The 16,209-nt window shown below is 65.2% G+C and carries 15 protein-coding genes; 10 read left to right on the top strand and 5 right to left on the bottom strand.

Features of this window, described 5'->3' with window-relative positions; all coding sequences use genetic code 11:
* Positions 1-492 (bottom strand): flavin reductase family protein, encoded by a 492-nt coding sequence (locus DM194_RS06225; protein ID WP_111066431.1) that lies wholly within the window; start codon positions 490-492, stop codon positions 1-3.
* Between the two features lie 292 nt (positions 493-784).
* Here DM194_RS06225 and DM194_RS06220 point away from each other — a divergent pair, with 292 nt between their 5' ends.
* The 6 genes from DM194_RS06220 (at position 785) to DM194_RS06195 (ending at position 7,719) form a co-directional block, all read left to right on the top strand.
* Positions 785-1,954, top strand: a complete 1,170-nt coding sequence (locus tag DM194_RS06220) for a flagellar motor protein MotB (RefSeq protein ID WP_111066430.1) — start codon at positions 785-787, stop codon at positions 1,952-1,954.
* A 288-nt stretch (positions 1,955-2,242) separates the two neighbouring features.
* Entirely contained in the window at positions 2,243-3,625 is a 1,383-nt protein-coding gene (locus DM194_RS06215) for a circularly permuted type 2 ATP-grasp protein (protein WP_246024309.1), read from the top strand.
* Positions 3,622-4,599, top strand: coding sequence for an alpha-E domain-containing protein (locus DM194_RS06210; protein WP_111066428.1), 978 nt, complete (start codon positions 3,622-3,624; stop codon positions 4,597-4,599). The genes DM194_RS06215 and DM194_RS06210 overlap by 4 nt, the downstream gene beginning before the upstream one ends.
* 72 nt (positions 4,600-4,671) lie before the next feature.
* Positions 4,672-5,412 (top strand): arginyltransferase, encoded by a 741-nt coding sequence (locus DM194_RS06205; protein WP_111066427.1) that lies wholly within the window; start codon positions 4,672-4,674, stop codon positions 5,410-5,412.
* 237 nt (positions 5,413-5,649) lie between these two features.
* Positions 5,650-6,189, top strand: coding sequence for a TRAP transporter small permease subunit (locus DM194_RS06200; protein ID WP_111066426.1), 540 nt, complete (start codon positions 5,650-5,652; stop codon positions 6,187-6,189).
* A gap of 18 nt (positions 6,190-6,207) precedes the next feature.
* On the top strand, positions 6,208-7,719 hold the full coding sequence (locus tag DM194_RS06195; RefSeq protein WP_111066425.1) for a TRAP transporter large permease: 1,512 nt from the start codon (positions 6,208-6,210) through the stop codon (positions 7,717-7,719).
* Positions 7,720-7,824: 105 nt separating this feature from the next.
* Here DM194_RS06195 and DM194_RS06190 read toward each other — a convergent pair whose 3' ends face one another.
* The 4 genes from DM194_RS06190 to metC form a co-directional block, all read right to left on the bottom strand.
* Positions 7,825-8,316, bottom strand: a complete 492-nt coding sequence (locus tag DM194_RS06190; protein ID WP_111066424.1) for a PRC-barrel domain-containing protein — start codon at positions 8,314-8,316, stop codon at positions 7,825-7,827.
* A 140-nt stretch (positions 8,317-8,456) separates the two neighbouring features.
* Positions 8,457-9,137, bottom strand: coding sequence for a calcium-binding protein (locus DM194_RS06185; RefSeq protein ID WP_111066423.1), 681 nt, complete (start codon positions 9,135-9,137; stop codon positions 8,457-8,459).
* Between the two features lie 572 nt (positions 9,138-9,709).
* Positions 9,710-10,174 carry a phosphoribosyl-AMP cyclohydrolase gene (gene hisI, locus DM194_RS06180; protein ID WP_111066422.1) on the bottom strand — a complete coding sequence of 155 codons (465 nt, stop codon included), beginning with the start codon at positions 10,172-10,174 and terminating at the stop codon, positions 9,710-9,712.
* A gap of 28 nt (positions 10,175-10,202) precedes the next feature.
* Positions 10,203-11,381, bottom strand: a complete 1,179-nt coding sequence (gene metC / locus DM194_RS06175) for a cystathionine beta-lyase (protein WP_111066421.1) — start codon at positions 11,379-11,381, stop codon at positions 10,203-10,205.
* 362 nt (positions 11,382-11,743) lie between these two features.
* Here metC and DM194_RS06170 point away from each other — a divergent pair, with 362 nt between their 5' ends.
* The 4 genes from DM194_RS06170 (at position 11,744) to DM194_RS06155 (ending at position 16,116) form a co-directional block, all read left to right on the top strand.
* Positions 11,744-12,763: an amino acid ABC transporter substrate-binding protein gene (locus DM194_RS06170; protein ID WP_111066420.1), complete on the top strand. Its 1,020-nt coding sequence runs from the start codon at positions 11,744-11,746 to the stop codon at positions 12,761-12,763.
* Positions 12,764-12,978: 215 nt separating this feature from the next.
* Entirely contained in the window at positions 12,979-14,178 is a 1,200-nt protein-coding gene (locus DM194_RS06165) for an amino acid ABC transporter permease (protein ID WP_111066419.1), read from the top strand.
* A gap of 5 nt (positions 14,179-14,183) precedes the next feature.
* Positions 14,184-15,299, top strand: a complete 1,116-nt coding sequence (locus DM194_RS06160; protein ID WP_111066418.1) for an amino acid ABC transporter permease — start codon at positions 14,184-14,186, stop codon at positions 15,297-15,299.
* Positions 15,300-15,327: 28 nt separating this feature from the next.
* Positions 15,328-16,116 carry an amino acid ABC transporter ATP-binding protein gene (locus tag DM194_RS06155; RefSeq protein WP_281280306.1) on the top strand — a complete coding sequence of 263 codons (789 nt, stop codon included), beginning with the start codon at positions 15,328-15,330 and terminating at the stop codon, positions 16,114-16,116.
* The last annotated feature ends 93 nt before the right edge of the window (positions 16,117-16,209 follow it).

The following is a 16,209-nucleotide window of genomic DNA, read 5'->3' as shown; positions in this document are numbered from 1 at the left end:
TCAGCCCAGACGGGCGTAGCGGCCGCGGAAATACAGCAGCGGGTCGCCGTCCTCGCGCGAGGTCAGGTTGCGCACGCGGCCCAGCACGATGACGTGGTCGCCGCCGTCCAGCAGATGCTCGCGGTCGCATTCCAGCGTCGCGAGGCAGCCGGTCAGCAGGCGCACGCCGCCGCGGCCGGTGGTGGTCTCCAGACCGGACCAGCGCTCCTGCAGGTCGCGGCGGGAGAAGCGGTTCGAAAGCTCCTCCTGGTCGGCGGCCAGGATGTTGACGGCGAAATGCGGCGCGAGGTTGAAGGCTTCGTAGGACATCGCCGCCCGGCCCAGACAGAACTGCACCAGCGGCGGATCGAGCGACACCGAGGAGAAGGAGTTCACCGTGACGCCCAGCGGCAACCCGTCGGGGGCGATGGTGGTGATGACGGCGATCCCGGTGGCGAAGCAGCCGAGGGCGGAACGGAACGCGAGGGGGTCGATCGGCTGTTCGGTGGTCATGACGTCCTGTGATGCGGGCCAAAGTGGAGGGGACAGGCAGGGCTGGGCAACCGCCGGCGGCGTTGGAACCGCCGAAGATGACACTCAAAGTAGGAAATACCGGGAATTAGTCCAGCGCGCCACCCGGCGCAAGCCGCATCCCCGCCGTGCGCAACGTCGTTAAACGGATCTTAATCAAACCCGGTCAGGGTTTTTCCGCAGCGGACGGCCGCTGCTTTCGTCGCGGCATCCATCGGGGCGCCGCGCGCGGAAACCGGCCTCGGGGCCGTCAACCATTCGCCACGGCCAGGGCATGAGCGGGAATTCCGGCGGCAACGAGCGGCCGATCATCATCAAGAAGAAGAAGGGCGGGCACGGCGGCCACCATGGCGGCGCGTGGAAGGTTGCCTATGCCGACTTCGTGACCGCGATGATGGCCTTCTTCCTGCTGCTGTGGCTGCTGAACGTCACCACGTCCGACCAGCGCAAGGGCATCGCTGACTATTTCTCGCCCGTCTCGGTCAGCCGGGAGCAATCGGGCTCCGGCGGCATGCTGGGCGGCAAGACCATCACCGTGCCGGGCGCGCAGATCTCCCCCAGCTCGCCGATGTCGGCCGACGTGCCGGTGGCGGGCCCGCCCGGCTATTCCTCGCAGCAGACCGAGGACGCCGACGACCCGACCGAGTCCGCGGCCGGACCCGGCCAGGGCACCGGCCCCGGCCAGTCCGGCGCCGAGGCCGCCGCCAACGGCGCCGCGGTGGATGCGGATGTCGCCGACCAGAAGCCGAACGAGACCCGCGCCGAATTCCAGAAGCGGATGGAGGAGTTCGCCCGGCAGCTGGGCATTCCCGGCCAGAAGCCCGGCGAGAGGCTGTCCGATTTCGGGGAGCGGGTGAAGGAGGCTATGGAGAGCCTGCAGGGCGCGGCCAAGGAGGCCCGGCAGTTCCAGCAGGCCGTGACCGAGATCCGTCAGGCCATCCAGTCGGTGCCGGAGTTGGAGCCGCTGGCCCAGAACCTGATGATCGACCAGACGCCGGAAGGCCTGCGCATCCAGATCGTCGATCAGGACCGCGTGTCGATGTTCCCCGGCGGTTCCGGCCAGATGTATCCGCAGACCCGCCAACTGGTGCAGCAGGTGGCCAAGGCCCTGGCCAAGCTGCCCAACAGGCTGTCGATCAGCGGCCATACCGACTCCACGCCTTTCCCGGCGGGGTCCGGCCGCGACAACTGGGATCTGTCGACGGAGCGGGCGAACGCCATCCGCCGCGCCCTGCTGGCCGGCGGCATCGATCCGGCGCGCATCCAGGACGTCGTCGGCAAGGCCGACCGCGACCCGCTGGTCGCCGACCAGCCCAACAGCCCGCGCAACCGGCGCATCACCATGGTGCTGCTGCGTGAAACCCAGGCGGCGCCGGCCGTCGGGGGCCAGTCAGGCAATACCGCCGCTCCCAATTCTGCGGCGGACGCGACCAAAGCACGATAACACTTTCGCGCCATTGGCACTTTGGCGTTAATTTCCGGACGCCTCTGCATCCGAATTCTTGCTTTGTCATTGCGTCGCACAACGCCGCATGCGTTTGCCCTGTTCAAAGCGCGCGGCGATGGGTCATACTTCCTGCACAATGCGACATGGCCGGGGCGATGCCGCCCGGCCCGCGATGATCGGTCAGATACAAGCGCGGGGGAGTCTGTGAGCGTACCCGAGGGCAAACCGTCCGACCTTTTGTCATCCTACAATCCTGGCCTGTACTTCGACGAGCTGTTCGGAGCCATGGATTTACCGGCCGAACATACGGCGCTGATCCGCCAAAGGCTGGCCGCACTCGATTTCGATGAACTGCGCCGACGCGCGCAGGATGCGGAGCGGGAGCTTTACAATCTCGGCATCACCTTCATCGTCTATTCCGACAAGGACGCCGTCGACCGCATCCTTCCGTTCGACGTCATCCCGCGGGTGATCTCCGCGCCGGAATGGTCGCATCTGGAGGCCGGCGTCACGCAGCGGGTCGCCGCGCTCAACCTGTTCCTGCATGATATCTATCACGACCAGAAGATCCTGAAGGACGGCGTGATCCCGCGGGATCTGGTCGAAGGGAACCACAATTTCCGCCCGCAGATGATCGGGCTGGACGTTCCCTTCAACACCTACATCCACATCATGGGCACCGATCTGGTGCGCGACCGCCACGGCACCTTCCGGGTGCTGGAGGACAATGGGCGCGTGCCGTCGGGCGTCTCCTACGTCGTGGAAAACCGCCACATGATGCAGCGGGTCTTCCCCGACCTGATGCAGGACATCGGCATCCGCCCGGTCGACAATTACGGCCACAAGCTGCTGGATGCGATGGTGGAGATCGCGCCGGTCGACGACCCGCAGGTGGTGCTGCTGTCGCCGGGCACCTACAACTCCGCCTATTTCGAGCACATCTTCCTGGCGCGCGAGATGGGCGTGCCGCTGGTGGAGGGGCGCGATCTGGTGGTGGACAACGACCGCGTCTTCATGAAGACGACCAACGGTCTGGCCCCGGTCCACTCGATCTACCGCCGGCTGGACGACGCCTTCCTTGATCCCCGGGCCTTCAACCCCGACAGCCTGCTGGGCGTGCCCGGCATCCTGGAGGCCTACCGCAAGGGCAATGTCGCGCTGGCGAACGCCATCGGCACCGGCGTGGCCGACGACAAGGCGGTCTACTGCTACGTCCCGCGGATGATCAAATACTACCTGGACCAGGATCCGATCATCCCCAACGTCGACACCCGCATCTGCCGCGAGCCGGACGCCCTGCAATACACGCTGGACAATCTGGCCGAACTGGTGGTGAAGCCGGTGGGCGAGGCCGGCGGCTACGGCATCACCATCGGTCCGCGCGCCAGCAAGGCGGAACTGGAGGATTGCCGGGCCAAGCTGCTGGCCGACCCGTCCAACTACATCAGCCAGCCGGTCGTCGACCTGTCGGTCTGCCCGACCGTCTGCGACGACGCCATCGAGCCGCGCCACGTCGATCTGCGGCCCTTCGCCATCACCGGCAAGAGCACCTGGGTCCTTCCCGGCGGCTTGTCGCGCGTGGCGTTGAAGAAAGGCACGCTGATCGTCAACTCGTCCCAGGGCGGCGGCTCCAAGGACACCTGGGTTCTGGAAGGTGGTGCGGCATGAACCTGCTGTCCCGTTACGCCGAGTGCATTTTCTGGATGGCCCGCTACATGGAGCGGGCCGAAAATCTGGCCCGCATCCTGGACGTGCACGAAACCTTCGCGCGCGACACCCGCGGGGCCACCAACTGGTTCTCCATCGTCCAGCTGAATGCCGACGAGAAGGACTTCTTCAGCCGCCATGACCGCCCGACGGCGGAGGCGGTGATCCACTACTACATGTTCGACGCGCAGAACCAGAATTCGCTGCTGTCGATGCTGAGGATGGCGCGGGAGAACGCACGGACCCTGCGCCCCTGGATCTCGACGGAGATGTGGGCGCAGATCAATGTGTTCCACAACAAGCTGCTGGAGATGTCGGTCAAGGACGTGGCGGCGCAGAACCTGTCCAAGGTCTGCACCTGGATCAAGGAGGAGTGCCAGACCCACACCGGCATCACGGAGGGCACCTTCTACCGCGACCAGGGCTGGTACTTCTACCAGATGGGCAAGTACATCGAGCGGGCGGACCAGACCACGCGCCTGCTCGACATCAAGTACCACACCCTGCTGCCGTCGCCGCTGGACGTCGGTTCCACGCTGGACGTCAGCCAATGGACGACGGTCCTGCGCTGCACCGCCGGCTACCACGCCTTCCGCCGCGTCTACCCCCGCGGCATGTCGCCGACCACCGTCGCCGGCTTCATGCTGTACAACGAGGGGTTTCCGCGGTCGGTGGTGATGTGCGTGCGGCAGATCGACGGGGTGCTGACGCGGATGCGCTCGCGCTACGACCTGCGCGGCGGGTCGGCGGCGATGGAGCGAGTTGACGAACTGCTGGCCGCGCTGCTGTCCCGGCCGATCGACGCGGTGCTGCGCGACGGCCTGCACCAGTATCTCGACTGGATCCAGCTGCAATTGAGCATCATCACCACCGAGATCGCCCAGGCGTTCTTCGGCGTTCAGCCGCCTCTGGCGGTTCAGAGCCAGTCGCAGTAAGCTGCGGGTCCGGCGGAGGGGCGGCGACGCTCCTCCGTGTCGTCCTCACTGTCGTGGTGGTTGTCGGTTAGCATGTCGGTCATCCAGCCGCCGCAGCGTCCCCTGCAGCAATTCTTCCGGTCGGGGCCCATGCCCTGTCCCTATCTGCCGGGGCGTGTGGAACGCAAGCTGTTCACGCGCCTGATCGGTCCCTACGCGACCGAGGTGAATTCGACCCTGTCGCGGGCCGGCTTCCGCCGCAGCCACGACATCGTCTATCGCCCGGTCTGCCCCAACTGCCAGGCCTGCGTGCCGGTGCGCGTTCCGGTCGCGGAGTTCGTGCCGTCGCGATCGCAACGCCGGGTTCTGAAACTGAACGCAGGGGTGACGCTGGCCGAGCGGCCGGCCTACGCCACGTCCGAGCAGTACCGGCTTTTCTCGCTCTACCAGAACTCCCGCCATGGCGATTCGGACATGGCCCGCATGGCGATGGGCGATTTCGCCGCCATGGTTGACGAGGGCAGGGCGGACACGAGCCTGCTGGAGGCCCGCGACGAGCGCGGCCAACTGGTGGGGTGCATGCTGACCGACCGGCTGGCGGACGGTTATTCGGCGGTCTACAGTTTCTACGATGCGGCGCAGGATCGCCGCAGCCTCGGCACTTTCATGATCCTCGGCCTGATCGAACGGGCGCGGCTGGCCGGTATGCCCTATGTCTATCTCGGCTATTGGATCGCCCACAGCCGTAAGATGGCCTACAAGGCGAAGTTCCACCCGCTGGAGTGCCTGGGCGAGGACGGCTGGCGGACCGCGGACATCCCGGCGGAGGAGTGACGCGGTTTCGGAGTCGGTGCATCCGGTCCGCACCGCAGTCGGATCTACGTGTTTTTACGTAGCTCCAACGTAGCCCTTGCCGGTGAATGCCCGGAAAGGAATAGTCCCGTCCAAACTTATCTTTTGGTATACCCTCCTTCCGAGAGAGGGTTGCGACCTGTCGCGTCCATGCGGCTGCAACAAAAGCAAAAGGGGACGGTCGAGGCCGCTTCCCCCTGCAACAGGGAGGTTTCTCCTTTGAGAGCTCTGCTCAAACTCAGCGGGCTGATCGATGCCGTGAACGACGGCATCGGCAAGCTGACATATTGGCTCGTGCTGGTTGCCGTCGTCGTCAGTTCGGGCAACGCGGTCATCCGCTATACGCTCAATACAAGCTCCAACGCCTGGCTGGAGCTGCAGTGGTATCTGTTCTCCGCCGTGTTTCTGTTGTGCGCGGGCTATACCTTCCTGCGCAACGAGCATATCCGCATCGACATCGTGATCGGCCGCTTCTCCAAACGGGTGCAGTCCTGGGTCGACATCTTCGGGATCCTGTTCTTCATGTTCCCGATGACGATCCTGATCATGGTGCTGTCCTGGCCGATGTTCTGGGACAGCTATGTCTCCAACGAGATGTCGAGCGACGCCGGCGGCCTGGTCCGCTGGCCTGCGAAGCTTCTGGTCCCGGTCGGCTTCTTCCTGCTCACCGCGCAGGGCGTGTCCGAACTGATCAAGCGCATCGCCTATCTCACCGGCCATCGCGATGAGCCGGGCGAGAAGATGCACAGCCATTCCTAAGGACCGGGAGCGCCCCTGATGGTCGAGTTCGTAACCACGAATATGGCGCCGCTTATGTTCGGCGCCTTGATTATGTTCCTGTTGATGGGTTTCCCGGTCGCCTTCGCGCTCGCCGCGAACGGCCTGCTTTTCGGTCTGATCGGCATCGAGCTGGGTTTGCTGACCCCGGCGCTGTTGCAGGCGCTGCCCGAACGCGTGTTCGGCATCATGCGCAACGACACGCTGCTGGCCATTCCCTTCTTCACCTTCATGGGCCTGATCCTGGAGAGATCGGGAATGGCCGAGGATCTGCTCGACACGATCGGGCAGCTGTTCGGCCCGATCCGCGGCGGTCTGGCCTATGCGGTGATCTTCGTCGGCGCTCTGCTGGCGGCGACCACCGGCGTCGTCGCCGCCTCGGTCATCTCCATGGGCCTGATCTCGCTGCCGATCATGCTGCGCTACGGCTATGACCGCCGGATCGCGACCGGCGTCATCGCCGCATCGGGCACGCTGGCCCAGATCATCCCGCCGTCTCTGGTGCTGATCGTGCTGGCCGACCAGCTCGGCCGTTCGGTCGGCGACATGTATGCCGGCGCGCTGATCCCCGGTCTGGTCCTGACCGGCCTCTATACCGGCTACATTTTGATCACCAGCCTCATCCGCCCGTCGGCGGTCCCGGCCCTGCCCATGGAAGCCCGCACGCTGCACGGCTTCAAGCTGCTGCTGCGCGTCATCACGTCGTTGATGCCGCCTCTGGTGCTGATCTTCCTGGTGCTGGGCACCATCTTCCTCGGCATCGCCACCCCGACGGAGGGCGGCGCCATGGGTGCGTCGGGCGCCATCCTGCTGGCTCTGGCGAAGAAGAAGCTGAGCTGGTCCCTGATGCGCCAGGCGATGGATACCACCGCCAAGCTGTCGACCTTCGTGGTGTTCATCCTGATCGGCTCGACCGTGTTCGGTCTGGTCTTCCGCGCCGTCGACGGCGACCTCTGGGTCGAACATCTGATGACCGGCCTGCCGGGCGGCCAGGTGGGCTTCCTGATCGTCTGCAACATCCTGATCTTCATCCTGGCCTTCTTCCTCGATTTCTTCGAGCTGGCCTTCATCATCGTTCCCCTGCTGGGGCCGGTGGCGGACAAGATGGGCATCGACCTGATCTGGTTCGGCGTGCTGCTGGGCGTCAACATGCAGACCAGCTTCATGCACCCGCCCTTCGGCTTCGCCCTGTTCTTCCTGCGGTCGGTGGCGCCGAAGACGGATTACATCGACAAGATAACCGGGAAGACGATCGCGAAGATCACCACCGGCCAGATCTACTGGGGTGCGGTGCCCTTCGTGGTCATCCAGCTCATCATGGTCGCCCTCGTCATCGCCTTCCCGGAAATGGTCGATGCCGGCCGCGACAAGGGACCGGCGATCAACCTGGACGACGTGAGGATCGAGATCCCGGCCTTCGACAGTCAGGACATGCCTCCGCCCTTCGGTGCTCCCGGCGAGCCGGAGAACAATCAGGCCGACGACATCATGAAGCAGCTTCAGGGCAAGTGACGGCGAAGAGCCCAAACGGAAACCTGAACGAAGAAGGGGGGCCGGTTCGTCCGGCCCCCCATTTTTATGCGCAGCTATCCACTGGGAAAGTGTCGGCGAGAGGGATCAGCGGGTTTCGGTGGCCCCGGTCCAGTTGGTCGGCGCCGGGCTGCCGGACGCGAGGGGCGACCCGCTGCCGGGACGGCCGTACGACATCATGCGGTCGTTGCCTCCGGCGGCGGGCAGGGCGGCGAACTGCTCCACCGTCATGTCGGTGAGAATCACGGCCTGACGGTTGGGGGAATAACGCAGGTATTCACTGTCGACCACCACCGTGCGCTCGGTCGGGTAGCGGGGAGTGCCGACACTGACGATCGCCTGTTCCACCTGGTTGTTCGGCCCGATCACCAGGTCGGTCACGTTGCCCAGGATGCGCGCGCCGTCAGGCGTCTGAACCGTCAGCCCGACCAGTTCGATCGGCGGTGTGGTCGCCACTTGCGCCGAGGGCACGCCGCCCATGTCGGAGGAAGCGGCGCAGGCGCCCAACGCCAATGCCGGCAGGAGGAACGCCGACAGGAGCAGGCGGCGCGGTCGGAAGGAATGGCGGCGTTGATCCATCGGTTCCTGGTCCTTCTACTGGCGGCGCGCCTTCGAACGGCGCAGATGCGATCTCCACTGCAACAGAGCAAACAGTGCCGGCGGTTCCGCTCGCCGACGGAGTGCCCCCATCGCCCGCGGGCGCCCTCCGTCCGGGCAGGTCAGGTGAAGATGAAGTCCTGTCCGGCGTTGAGCCCGATCTGATCGACCGTCAGAGAAGAGCCGTCGATGAAGGCGAAGGTGGTGGCTGAGCCGTTGTTGGTCATTCCCATTTCCCAGGCGTGATAGCCGCGGAACTCGATCTGGTCGATGCCCTTCTCGAAGTAATTGATCGTGTCGGTGCCGAAGCCGCCGGCCGCCTGCTCGATCAGGAAACGGTCGGGCAGACCGTCATAGTAGCTGACCATGGTGTCGTTGCCGGTGCCCGGCTGGAACAGGTCGGCACCGCCGTCGCGGAAGCTGTCGTACAGCATGTCGTTGCCGCTGCCGCCGATCATGGTGTCGTTGCCGCGCATGCCCTTGAGAATGTCATCGCCGGTGCCGCCGTCCAGCCAGTCGTTCCCGTCGCCGCCGAACAGCTGGTCGTTGCCGGCGTCACCCCACATCGAATCGTTGCCGGGTTCGTTGCCATAGGGATCGCCGAGCCAATCGTTCCCGTCGCCGCCATGGAGCCTGTCATCGCCCAGCCCGCCGAGCAGCGAGTCGTTTCCGCGTTCGCCGTAAACCTGATCGTTTCCGCCGGCGCCGTTGATGCGGTCGTCGCCGTCCAGACCGTCGAGACGGTCGTCATAGGCGGTGCCGGTCATGGTGTCGTTGTTCGAAGTCCCCCAAAACTGGCGCATGGCGTCTCTCCATCTGTGCCGTTAACGCGTTGTTAACGATTAACCAGATGTTAACCATGTGGGCGGGGCGGTAGAAAAGCGATAAAGGAGCAACACAAAGGGAGCTTGAGGAAATGACACAGATAATCATATATTGATTGAGTCATTCATTCATTATGTTTCTTTTTTCGATGTATTCGTGACTGGAATGGGGTTGTTGCTGGGGCAGAAAGTGGACTTTCTCCGCCTTATGGACAGGTTTCAGTTTGAAAAAGGACATCTCGGGCTGGGCCGAAGGGCATGCCGTCCACAGGAAGGCTTTAGGCCCCGGTCGGAAGACAGTGGCGGAGCGGATCGTCCGAAAGAGGTTCGGCGGCGCGAACGCGCCATTCGATGACCGAGATCGCGATGCCGGAAGCCGGGCAAAAAATAACCGGGCGTTCATAGGAACGCCCGGCGCAGTCATATATAGGGAGGGTTAGAGACAAGAAGGTTTCTATACCCTTCGGCGGGGGCGTCGCGTTGATGTGGATCAACAATCGATCACGAGCCGTCACCGCTTCGGTAGCTGCCCTTACGCCTGTCCGGGCCGCTCAGCCGTGGCTGTGCGAATGCCCGCCATAGAGGATGGCGGGATCGGTCGCGACCTCCTGGATGGTCTCCAGCCGCCCGTCGCGCCAAGCGCGGTAGAAGCAGCTGCGCCGCCCGGTGTGGCAGGCGACGCCATCCTGCTCCACGATCAGAAGCAGGGTGTCGCCGTCGCAGTCCACCCGGAAGTCCTTCAGCCGCTGCACCTGGCCGGAGGTCTCCCCCTTGCGCCACAACCCGCCGCGCGAGCGTGACCAGTAGCAGACCCGCCCGGTCGCCAGCGTCTCGACCACCGCATCGCGGTTCATCCAGGCCATCATCAGGATCTCGCCGGTGCCGTCCGCCTGGGCGATGGCGGGCACCAGACCGTCGGCGGTGAAGCGGATGGCCGCAAGAACCTCCTCGTAGGGCGCTGCATCGAATGGCGCCGCATCAAGTGGCGCAGCATCAAGTGGCGATGTGTCCGTCATGGCAAATCACTCCTTACGAGTCCGCCCCTCACAGGGCGGCGGCCATCCGGCGGAAGCCGGCGTCCAGGTCGCGGATCAGGTCGTCGGCGCTTTCCAGCCCGGCATGCAGGCGGAGAACCTGTCCCGGATCGGTCCAGCGGGTGGCGGAGCGCACGGCGGCCGGGCGCGTCGGCAGGATCAGGCTTTCGAAGCCGCCCCAGCTGTAGCCCATGCCGAACAGCTCCATCCCGTCCAGCATCGCCGCCAGCGCCTTGCGCGGCACCCGGTTGATGACGATGGAGAAAAGCCCGCTCGACCCGGTGAAGTCGCGCTTCCACAGGGCATGGCCGGGGAAGTCGGGACGGGCGGGGTGCAGCACGCGCGTGACTTCCGGCCGGGCCGCCAGCCAGTCGGCGAGCGCCAGCGCGCTTTCCTGATGCTGGCGCATGCGCACCGACAGGGTCCGCAGTCCGCGCAGGCCGAGATAGAGGTCGTCCGGTCCGCCGCAGATGCCGAAGCGGGTGGCCGCCTTCTTCACCGGGGTCCAGCTCGCCTCGTCGCGGCAGGTGACGACGCCCAGCATCGCGTCGGCATGGCCCACCATGTATTTGGTCGCGGCGTGGATCGACACGTCGACGCCATGGTCGAACGGGCGGAAGAACAGCGGGGTGGCCCAGGTGTTGTCGATCATCACCGTGGCGCCGACCTTCTTCGCCGCGGCGGCGATGGCCGGAACGTCCTGCACCTCGAAGGTCAGCGAACCCGGCGATTCGAGGAAGACCACGCTGGTGTTCGGCCGCAGCAGCGCGTCGATGCCGGCACCGATGCAGGGATCGTAGAACTCCACCTCGACGCCGTAGGGGGCCAGCGTCTCCTTCGCGAAGCGCCGGGTCGGGCCATAGGCGCTGTCGGTGATCAGCACATGGTCGCCGGCCTTGGTGAAGGCCGACAGGGCGACCGCGATGGCGGCGAGCCCGGAACCGGTGTTCACCGCCTTGAATCCGCCCTCCAGCGCCGCCGCCGCCTCTTCGAAGGCGAAGGTCGTCGGCGTGCCCATGCGGCCGTAATGCACGCCTTCCAACGTGTTGCGGTCGCTCTCCTCCAGCGCGTCGAGGGTCGGGAACAGCACGGTCGAACAGTGGTAGACCGGCGGATTGACGATGCCGTGGTTGTTCCGCGGATCGCGGCCGGCGTGAACGAGAATCGTGTCCTGCGTGACGTCCTTCATCGACTGTCCGTTTGGCTGGAGCGGTAGACCGACCCGCATTGATTCGCCCATCGGAAGGTTGGCTCCACTGGGCAAAGGCGGCTCGGCCGAACATTGTGTCATCCTGGAAGCCCCGCGGCCATCGCCGATTGCGTCGGGGAGGCGGCCCGCTATCCGGATCTTCTGGCAACACCACCAATGCACGGAGGATTCGACAAGTCGGATCAAGTTGATGCACTCTTGTTCCACGCGCATGGCTGCGTCGCGATCCCAACAGGGTTGGCCCCCGTGCCGGCCCGACGGGAGCAAACGGCCGGCGTGGTCAGGCGCGTCGTCAGAGCGCTCAAATGCGAAGAACGCAAGAACAGGGTGGAGTTCAAAAAATGAAGTCAGGGTTCCTGGCCGCCGCCGCAGCGGCCGTGGTCGTTTCCGCCAGTGTCGCCGCCGGCGCCGCCACGCTCGATACCATCAAGCAGCGCGGCTTCGTTCAATGCGGCGTGAACGCCGGTCTGCCGGGCTTCGGCAACCCGGACAGCGCCGGCAACTGGACCGGCCTGGATGTCGACTATTGCCGTGCCATCGCCGTCGCCATCTTCAACGACCCGAACAAGGTCAAGTTCACCCCGCTGTCGGCCCAGCAGCGCTTCCCGGCCATCCAGTCCGGCGAGGTCGACCTGCTGTCGCGCAACACGACCGCCACGCTGACCCGCGACACCTCGGTCGGCCTGAACTTCGCCCCCGTCACCTATTATGACGGCCAGGGCTTCATGGTTCCGAAGAAGCTGGGCGTGAAGAGCGCCAAGGAGCTGAACGGCGCCACCGTCTGCGTGCAGTCCGGCACCACGACCGAACTGAACCTGGCGGACTATTTCCGCGCCAACAACATGAGCTACAACCCCGTCGTCATCGAGTCGAACGACGAGGTGAACGCCGCCTACTTCGCCGGCCGCTGCGACGTGCTGACCACCGACGTGTCCGGTCTGGCCGGTACCCGCGCCGGCGTCGCCCCGGTTCCAGACGATCACGTCATCCTGCCGGAAGTCATCTCCAAGGAGCCGCTGGCCCCGGCCGTGCGCCATGGCGACGACCAGTGGTTCGACATCGTGAAGTGGACGGTCTTCGCGACCATCCAGGCCGAGGAGTTCGGCATCACCTCCAAGAACATCGACGACTTCGTCAGCACCAAGAACCCGGATATCCAGCGCTTTCTCGGCATCTCGCCGGGCATGGGCAAGGCCCTGGGCCTGGACGAGAAGTGGGCCTACAACGTCGTGAAGCAGGTCGGCAACTACGGCGAGATCTTCGACCGCAACGTCGGCCCGGGCACCCCGCTGAAGCTGGAGCGCGGCCTGAACGGCCTGTGGACCAAGGGCGGCCTGATGTACGCCCAGCCGTTCCGGTAAGGCACGGCACCGCTGGAAGCGCCGCCCGCAGGCACGTTGCCGGGGGCGGCCTTCCGGTACTTTGAGAAGCGGTCGCGCAGGGCGCCGGTGAAGCGCCCGCGCAGGGGGCCGCATTGGAGACATGTCGCGTCCCCTGCGGTGCGGGAAACGCCCGGAAGAACGTCCGGGATCGCGTGGGCACTGCATGGGGCGCGATGGTTGGGGGAGAGAAGTCCGTGGCGACCGAGACCCGGACCACCCAAGGCGCTCCGCCGCCGGGTGGCGTATCGTTTTCCCTCAGCGACCCGACGTTCCGCGCCGTCGTCTACCAGATCCTGGTGGTCGGCGCGGTCGTCCTGGTCGGCTGGTTCTTGATTTCCAACACGCTCGACAATCTCGCGCGGCGCTCGATCGCGACCGGTTTCGATTTCCTGGAGCGTGAAGCGTCCTTCGGCATCGGCGAATCGCTGATCGATTATTCGCCGAAGGACAGCTATGGCCGGGCCTTCCTGGTCGGCGTGCTGAACACGCTGAAGGTGTCGATCATCGGCATCATCCTGGCGACGATCATCGGCACGATCGTCGGCGTCGCCCGCCTGTCCAGCAACTGGCTGATCGCCAAGCTCGCCTCGAGCTATGTCGAGATCATACGCAACCTCCCGCCTCTGCTGCAGCTGTTCTTCTGGTACGCCCTGGTGTCGGAAACCCTGCCGCCGGTGCGTCAGGCGCTGAATCCGCTGCCCGGCGTCTTCCTGTCGCAGCGCGGCCTTTGGGTGCCGGTCCCGGACACCAATCCCGTCTGGGGCTACATGGGCATCGCCCTGCTGGTCGCCATCGCCGCCGCCTGGGGCGTGTCGCGCTGGGCCAAGGCGCGGCAGGCGCGGACCGGGCAACCCTTCCCGGCGGGCTGGACCGGGCTCGGACTGATCGTGGGCCTGCCGCTGCTCACCTGGATCGCCGGCGGCGCACCGTTGGCGATGGACGTGCCGAGGCTGGCGGGCTTCAACTTTGTCGGCGGCGCCGCCATCTCGCCCGAGTTCTTCGCCATCCTGACCGGCCTGACCCTCTACACCGCGGCCTTCATCGCCGAGGTGGTGCGCAGCGGCATCACGGCGGTCAACTGGGGCCAGACCGAGGCGGCGCGCGCTCTCGGCCTGCCGAGCGGCCCGACGCTGCGGCTCGTCATCCTGCCGCAGGCGCTGCGGGTGATCGTGCCGCCGCTGACCAGCCAGTATCTGAACCTGACCAAGAACAGCTCGCTGGCGCTGGCCATCGGCTATCCGGATCTGGTGTCGATCGCCAACACCACCCTGAACCAGACCGGTCAGGCGATCGAAGGCGTGACCATGATCATGGGCACCTATCTGGTCATCAGCCTCAGCATCTCGCTCTTCATGAACTGGTACAACAAGCGCATCGCGCTGGTGGAGCGGTAACGGCCATGACCGACAACGTGCAAAACGTGCAAAGCGTCGGCCTGCCGGACGAACGTCCGCCGGCCAACACCGTCGGCCCCCTCGCATGGCTGCGGGCCAATCTGTTCAACACCTGGTACAACGCCATCCTGACGGTGCTGGTGCTGGCGCTTCTGGCGTCGGCGATCCCGCCCTTCGTCAACTGGCTGCTGATCCGCGCCCACGGCTTCGATGCCTCCTCCACCGTCTGCCGCCAGGATGCCGGCGGCGCCTGCTGGGGCTTCATCAGCGAGAAGCTGCGCTTCATCATGTTCGGGATGTTCCCGTGGGATGAGCAGTGGCGCCCGCTGGTGACGATCTGCGTGATCATCGCCCTGCTGGTGGTCAGCTGCGACCGCCGCTTCTGGAAGCCCTGGCTGGGTCTGATCTGGGCCGCCGGTCTGGGGCTGGTCGCCGTGCTGATGTGGGGCGGCGTCCTCGGCCTGACCTATGTCGAGAACACGCTGTGGGGCGGCCTGCCGCTGACCCTCATCCTGTCGGTGATCGGTCTGGCCGTGGCCTTTCCGCTGGCGATCCTTCTGGCGCTCGGCCGCCGGTCGAACATGCCCGCGGTCAAGGTGCTGTGCGTCACCTACATCGAGCTGATCCGCGGCGTGCCGCTGATCAGCCTGCTGTTCATGGCGTCAGTGATGCTGCCGCTGTTCCTGCCCAACGGCGTTTCGATCGACAAGCTGCTGCGCGCGCAGATCGCCTTCATCATGTTCGCCGCCGCCTATATGGCCGAAGCCATCCGCGGCGGTCTGCAGGCGATCCCGAAGGGCCAGTACGAGGCCGCGGACGGGTTGGGGCTGTCCTATTGGCAGAAGATGCGCAAGATCATCCTGCCGCAGGCGCTGGCCATCGCAATTCCGCCGCTGGTGAACACCTTCATCAGCTTCTTCAAGGACACCTCGCTGGTCATCATCATCGGCCTGTACGACCTGCTCGGCACCGCGAAGGCGGCGCTGTCCGATCCGTCCTGGCGCGGTTTCTACCGCGAGGCCTATCTGTTCATCGGCGTGATCTATTGGGTCTTCTGCTACAGCATGTCCAAGTACAGCCAGAAGTTGGAACGCGATCTCAATCGCAGCCATCGCCGCTAGATCCACGCCGTCAAGGAGACCACGACAAATGTCCCAGGCCATGTCCCAGGGCACTGCCAAGGCCAAGCACGTCCTCAGCGGCGAGGAGATCATCCGCTGCACGGGCGTGAACAAATGGTACGGCGAATTCCACGTCCTGAAGAACATCAACCTCAACGTCCAGAAGGGCGAGCGCATCGTCGTCTGCGGCCCCTCGGGCTCCGGCAAGTCGACGATGATCCGCTGCCTGAACCGGCTTGAGGAGCATCAGAAGGGCACCATCGTCATCGATGGGATCGAGCTGACCAACAACCTGAAGAACATCGAGCTGGTCCGGCGCGAAGTCGGCATGGTGTTCCAGCACTTCAACCTGTTCCCGCACCTGACCGTGTTGGAGAACTGCACGCTCGCCCCGATCTGGGTCCGCAAGAAGCCGAAGGCCGAGGCGGAGGAGATCGCGATGAGCTACCTGAATCGGGTGCGCATCGCCGAGCAGGCCAACAAGTATCCCGGCCAGCTGTCGGGCGGCCAGCAGCAGCGCGTCGCCATCGCGCGGTCGCTCTGCATGAGCCCGAAGGTGATGCTGTTCGACGAGCCGACCTCCGCCCTCGACCCCGAGATGGTCAAGGAGGTGCTCGACGTCATGATCGGTCTGGCCGAGGACGGCATGACCATGCTCTGCGTGACGCACGAAATGGGATTCGCCAAGTCGGTTGCCGACCGCGTCATCTTCATGGACCGCGGCGAGATCGTCGAGCAGGACACGCCGGACAACTTCTTCTCGAATCCGAGGTCGGAGCGCACGCGCCTCTTCCTCAGCCAAATTCTAGACCACTGATCCCGGATGCGGATCGGCGGTTCCGTCCGATCCGTCATGCGGAAATAAAACACCTCGGAATATGGTGCGCGGCGCAATGTCCTGTGGCGCCGC

The sequence above is a fragment of the Azospirillum ramasamyi genome, assembly GCF_003233655.1.
GTDB lineage: Bacteria > Pseudomonadota > Alphaproteobacteria > Azospirillales > Azospirillaceae > Azospirillum > Azospirillum ramasamyi.
Note: the sequence above shows the minus strand (reverse complement) of the source record. Positions and strands in the feature narration are given on the sequence as shown.

Coding starts and splice junctions, on each gene's coding strand:
- hisI (WP_111066422.1), bottom strand. CDS start 10,174: ATGACGGACACATCGCCACTTGATGCTGCGCCACTTGATGCGGCGCCA.
- DM194_RS06225 (WP_111066431.1), bottom strand. CDS start 492: ATGACCACCGAACAGCCGATCGACCCCCTCGCGTTCCGTTCCGCCCTC.
- DM194_RS06215 (WP_246024309.1), top strand. CDS start 2,243: ATGGATTTACCGGCCGAACATACGGCGCTGATCCGCCAAAGGCTGGCC.
- DM194_RS06190 (WP_111066424.1), bottom strand. CDS start 8,316: ATGGATCAACGCCGCCATTCCTTCCGACCGCGCCGCCTGCTCCTGTCG.
- metC (WP_111066421.1), bottom strand. CDS start 11,381: ATGAAGGACGTCACGCAGGACACGATTCTCGTTCACGCCGGCCGCGAT.
- DM194_RS06210 (WP_111066428.1), top strand. CDS start 3,622: ATGAACCTGCTGTCCCGTTACGCCGAGTGCATTTTCTGGATGGCCCGC.
- DM194_RS06160 (WP_111066418.1), top strand. CDS start 14,184: ATGACCGACAACGTGCAAAACGTGCAAAGCGTCGGCCTGCCGGACGAA.
- DM194_RS06185 (WP_111066423.1), bottom strand. CDS start 9,137: ATGCGCCAGTTTTGGGGGACTTCGAACAACGACACCATGACCGGCACC.
- DM194_RS06195 (WP_111066425.1), top strand. CDS start 6,208: ATGGTCGAGTTCGTAACCACGAATATGGCGCCGCTTATGTTCGGCGCC.
- DM194_RS06170 (WP_111066420.1), top strand. CDS start 11,744: ATGAAGTCAGGGTTCCTGGCCGCCGCCGCAGCGGCCGTGGTCGTTTCC.
- DM194_RS06220 (WP_111066430.1), top strand. CDS start 785: ATGAGCGGGAATTCCGGCGGCAACGAGCGGCCGATCATCATCAAGAAG.
- DM194_RS06205 (WP_111066427.1), top strand. CDS start 4,672: ATGTCGGTCATCCAGCCGCCGCAGCGTCCCCTGCAGCAATTCTTCCGG.
- DM194_RS06155 (WP_281280306.1), top strand. CDS start 15,328: ATGTCCCAGGCCATGTCCCAGGGCACTGCCAAGGCCAAGCACGTCCTC.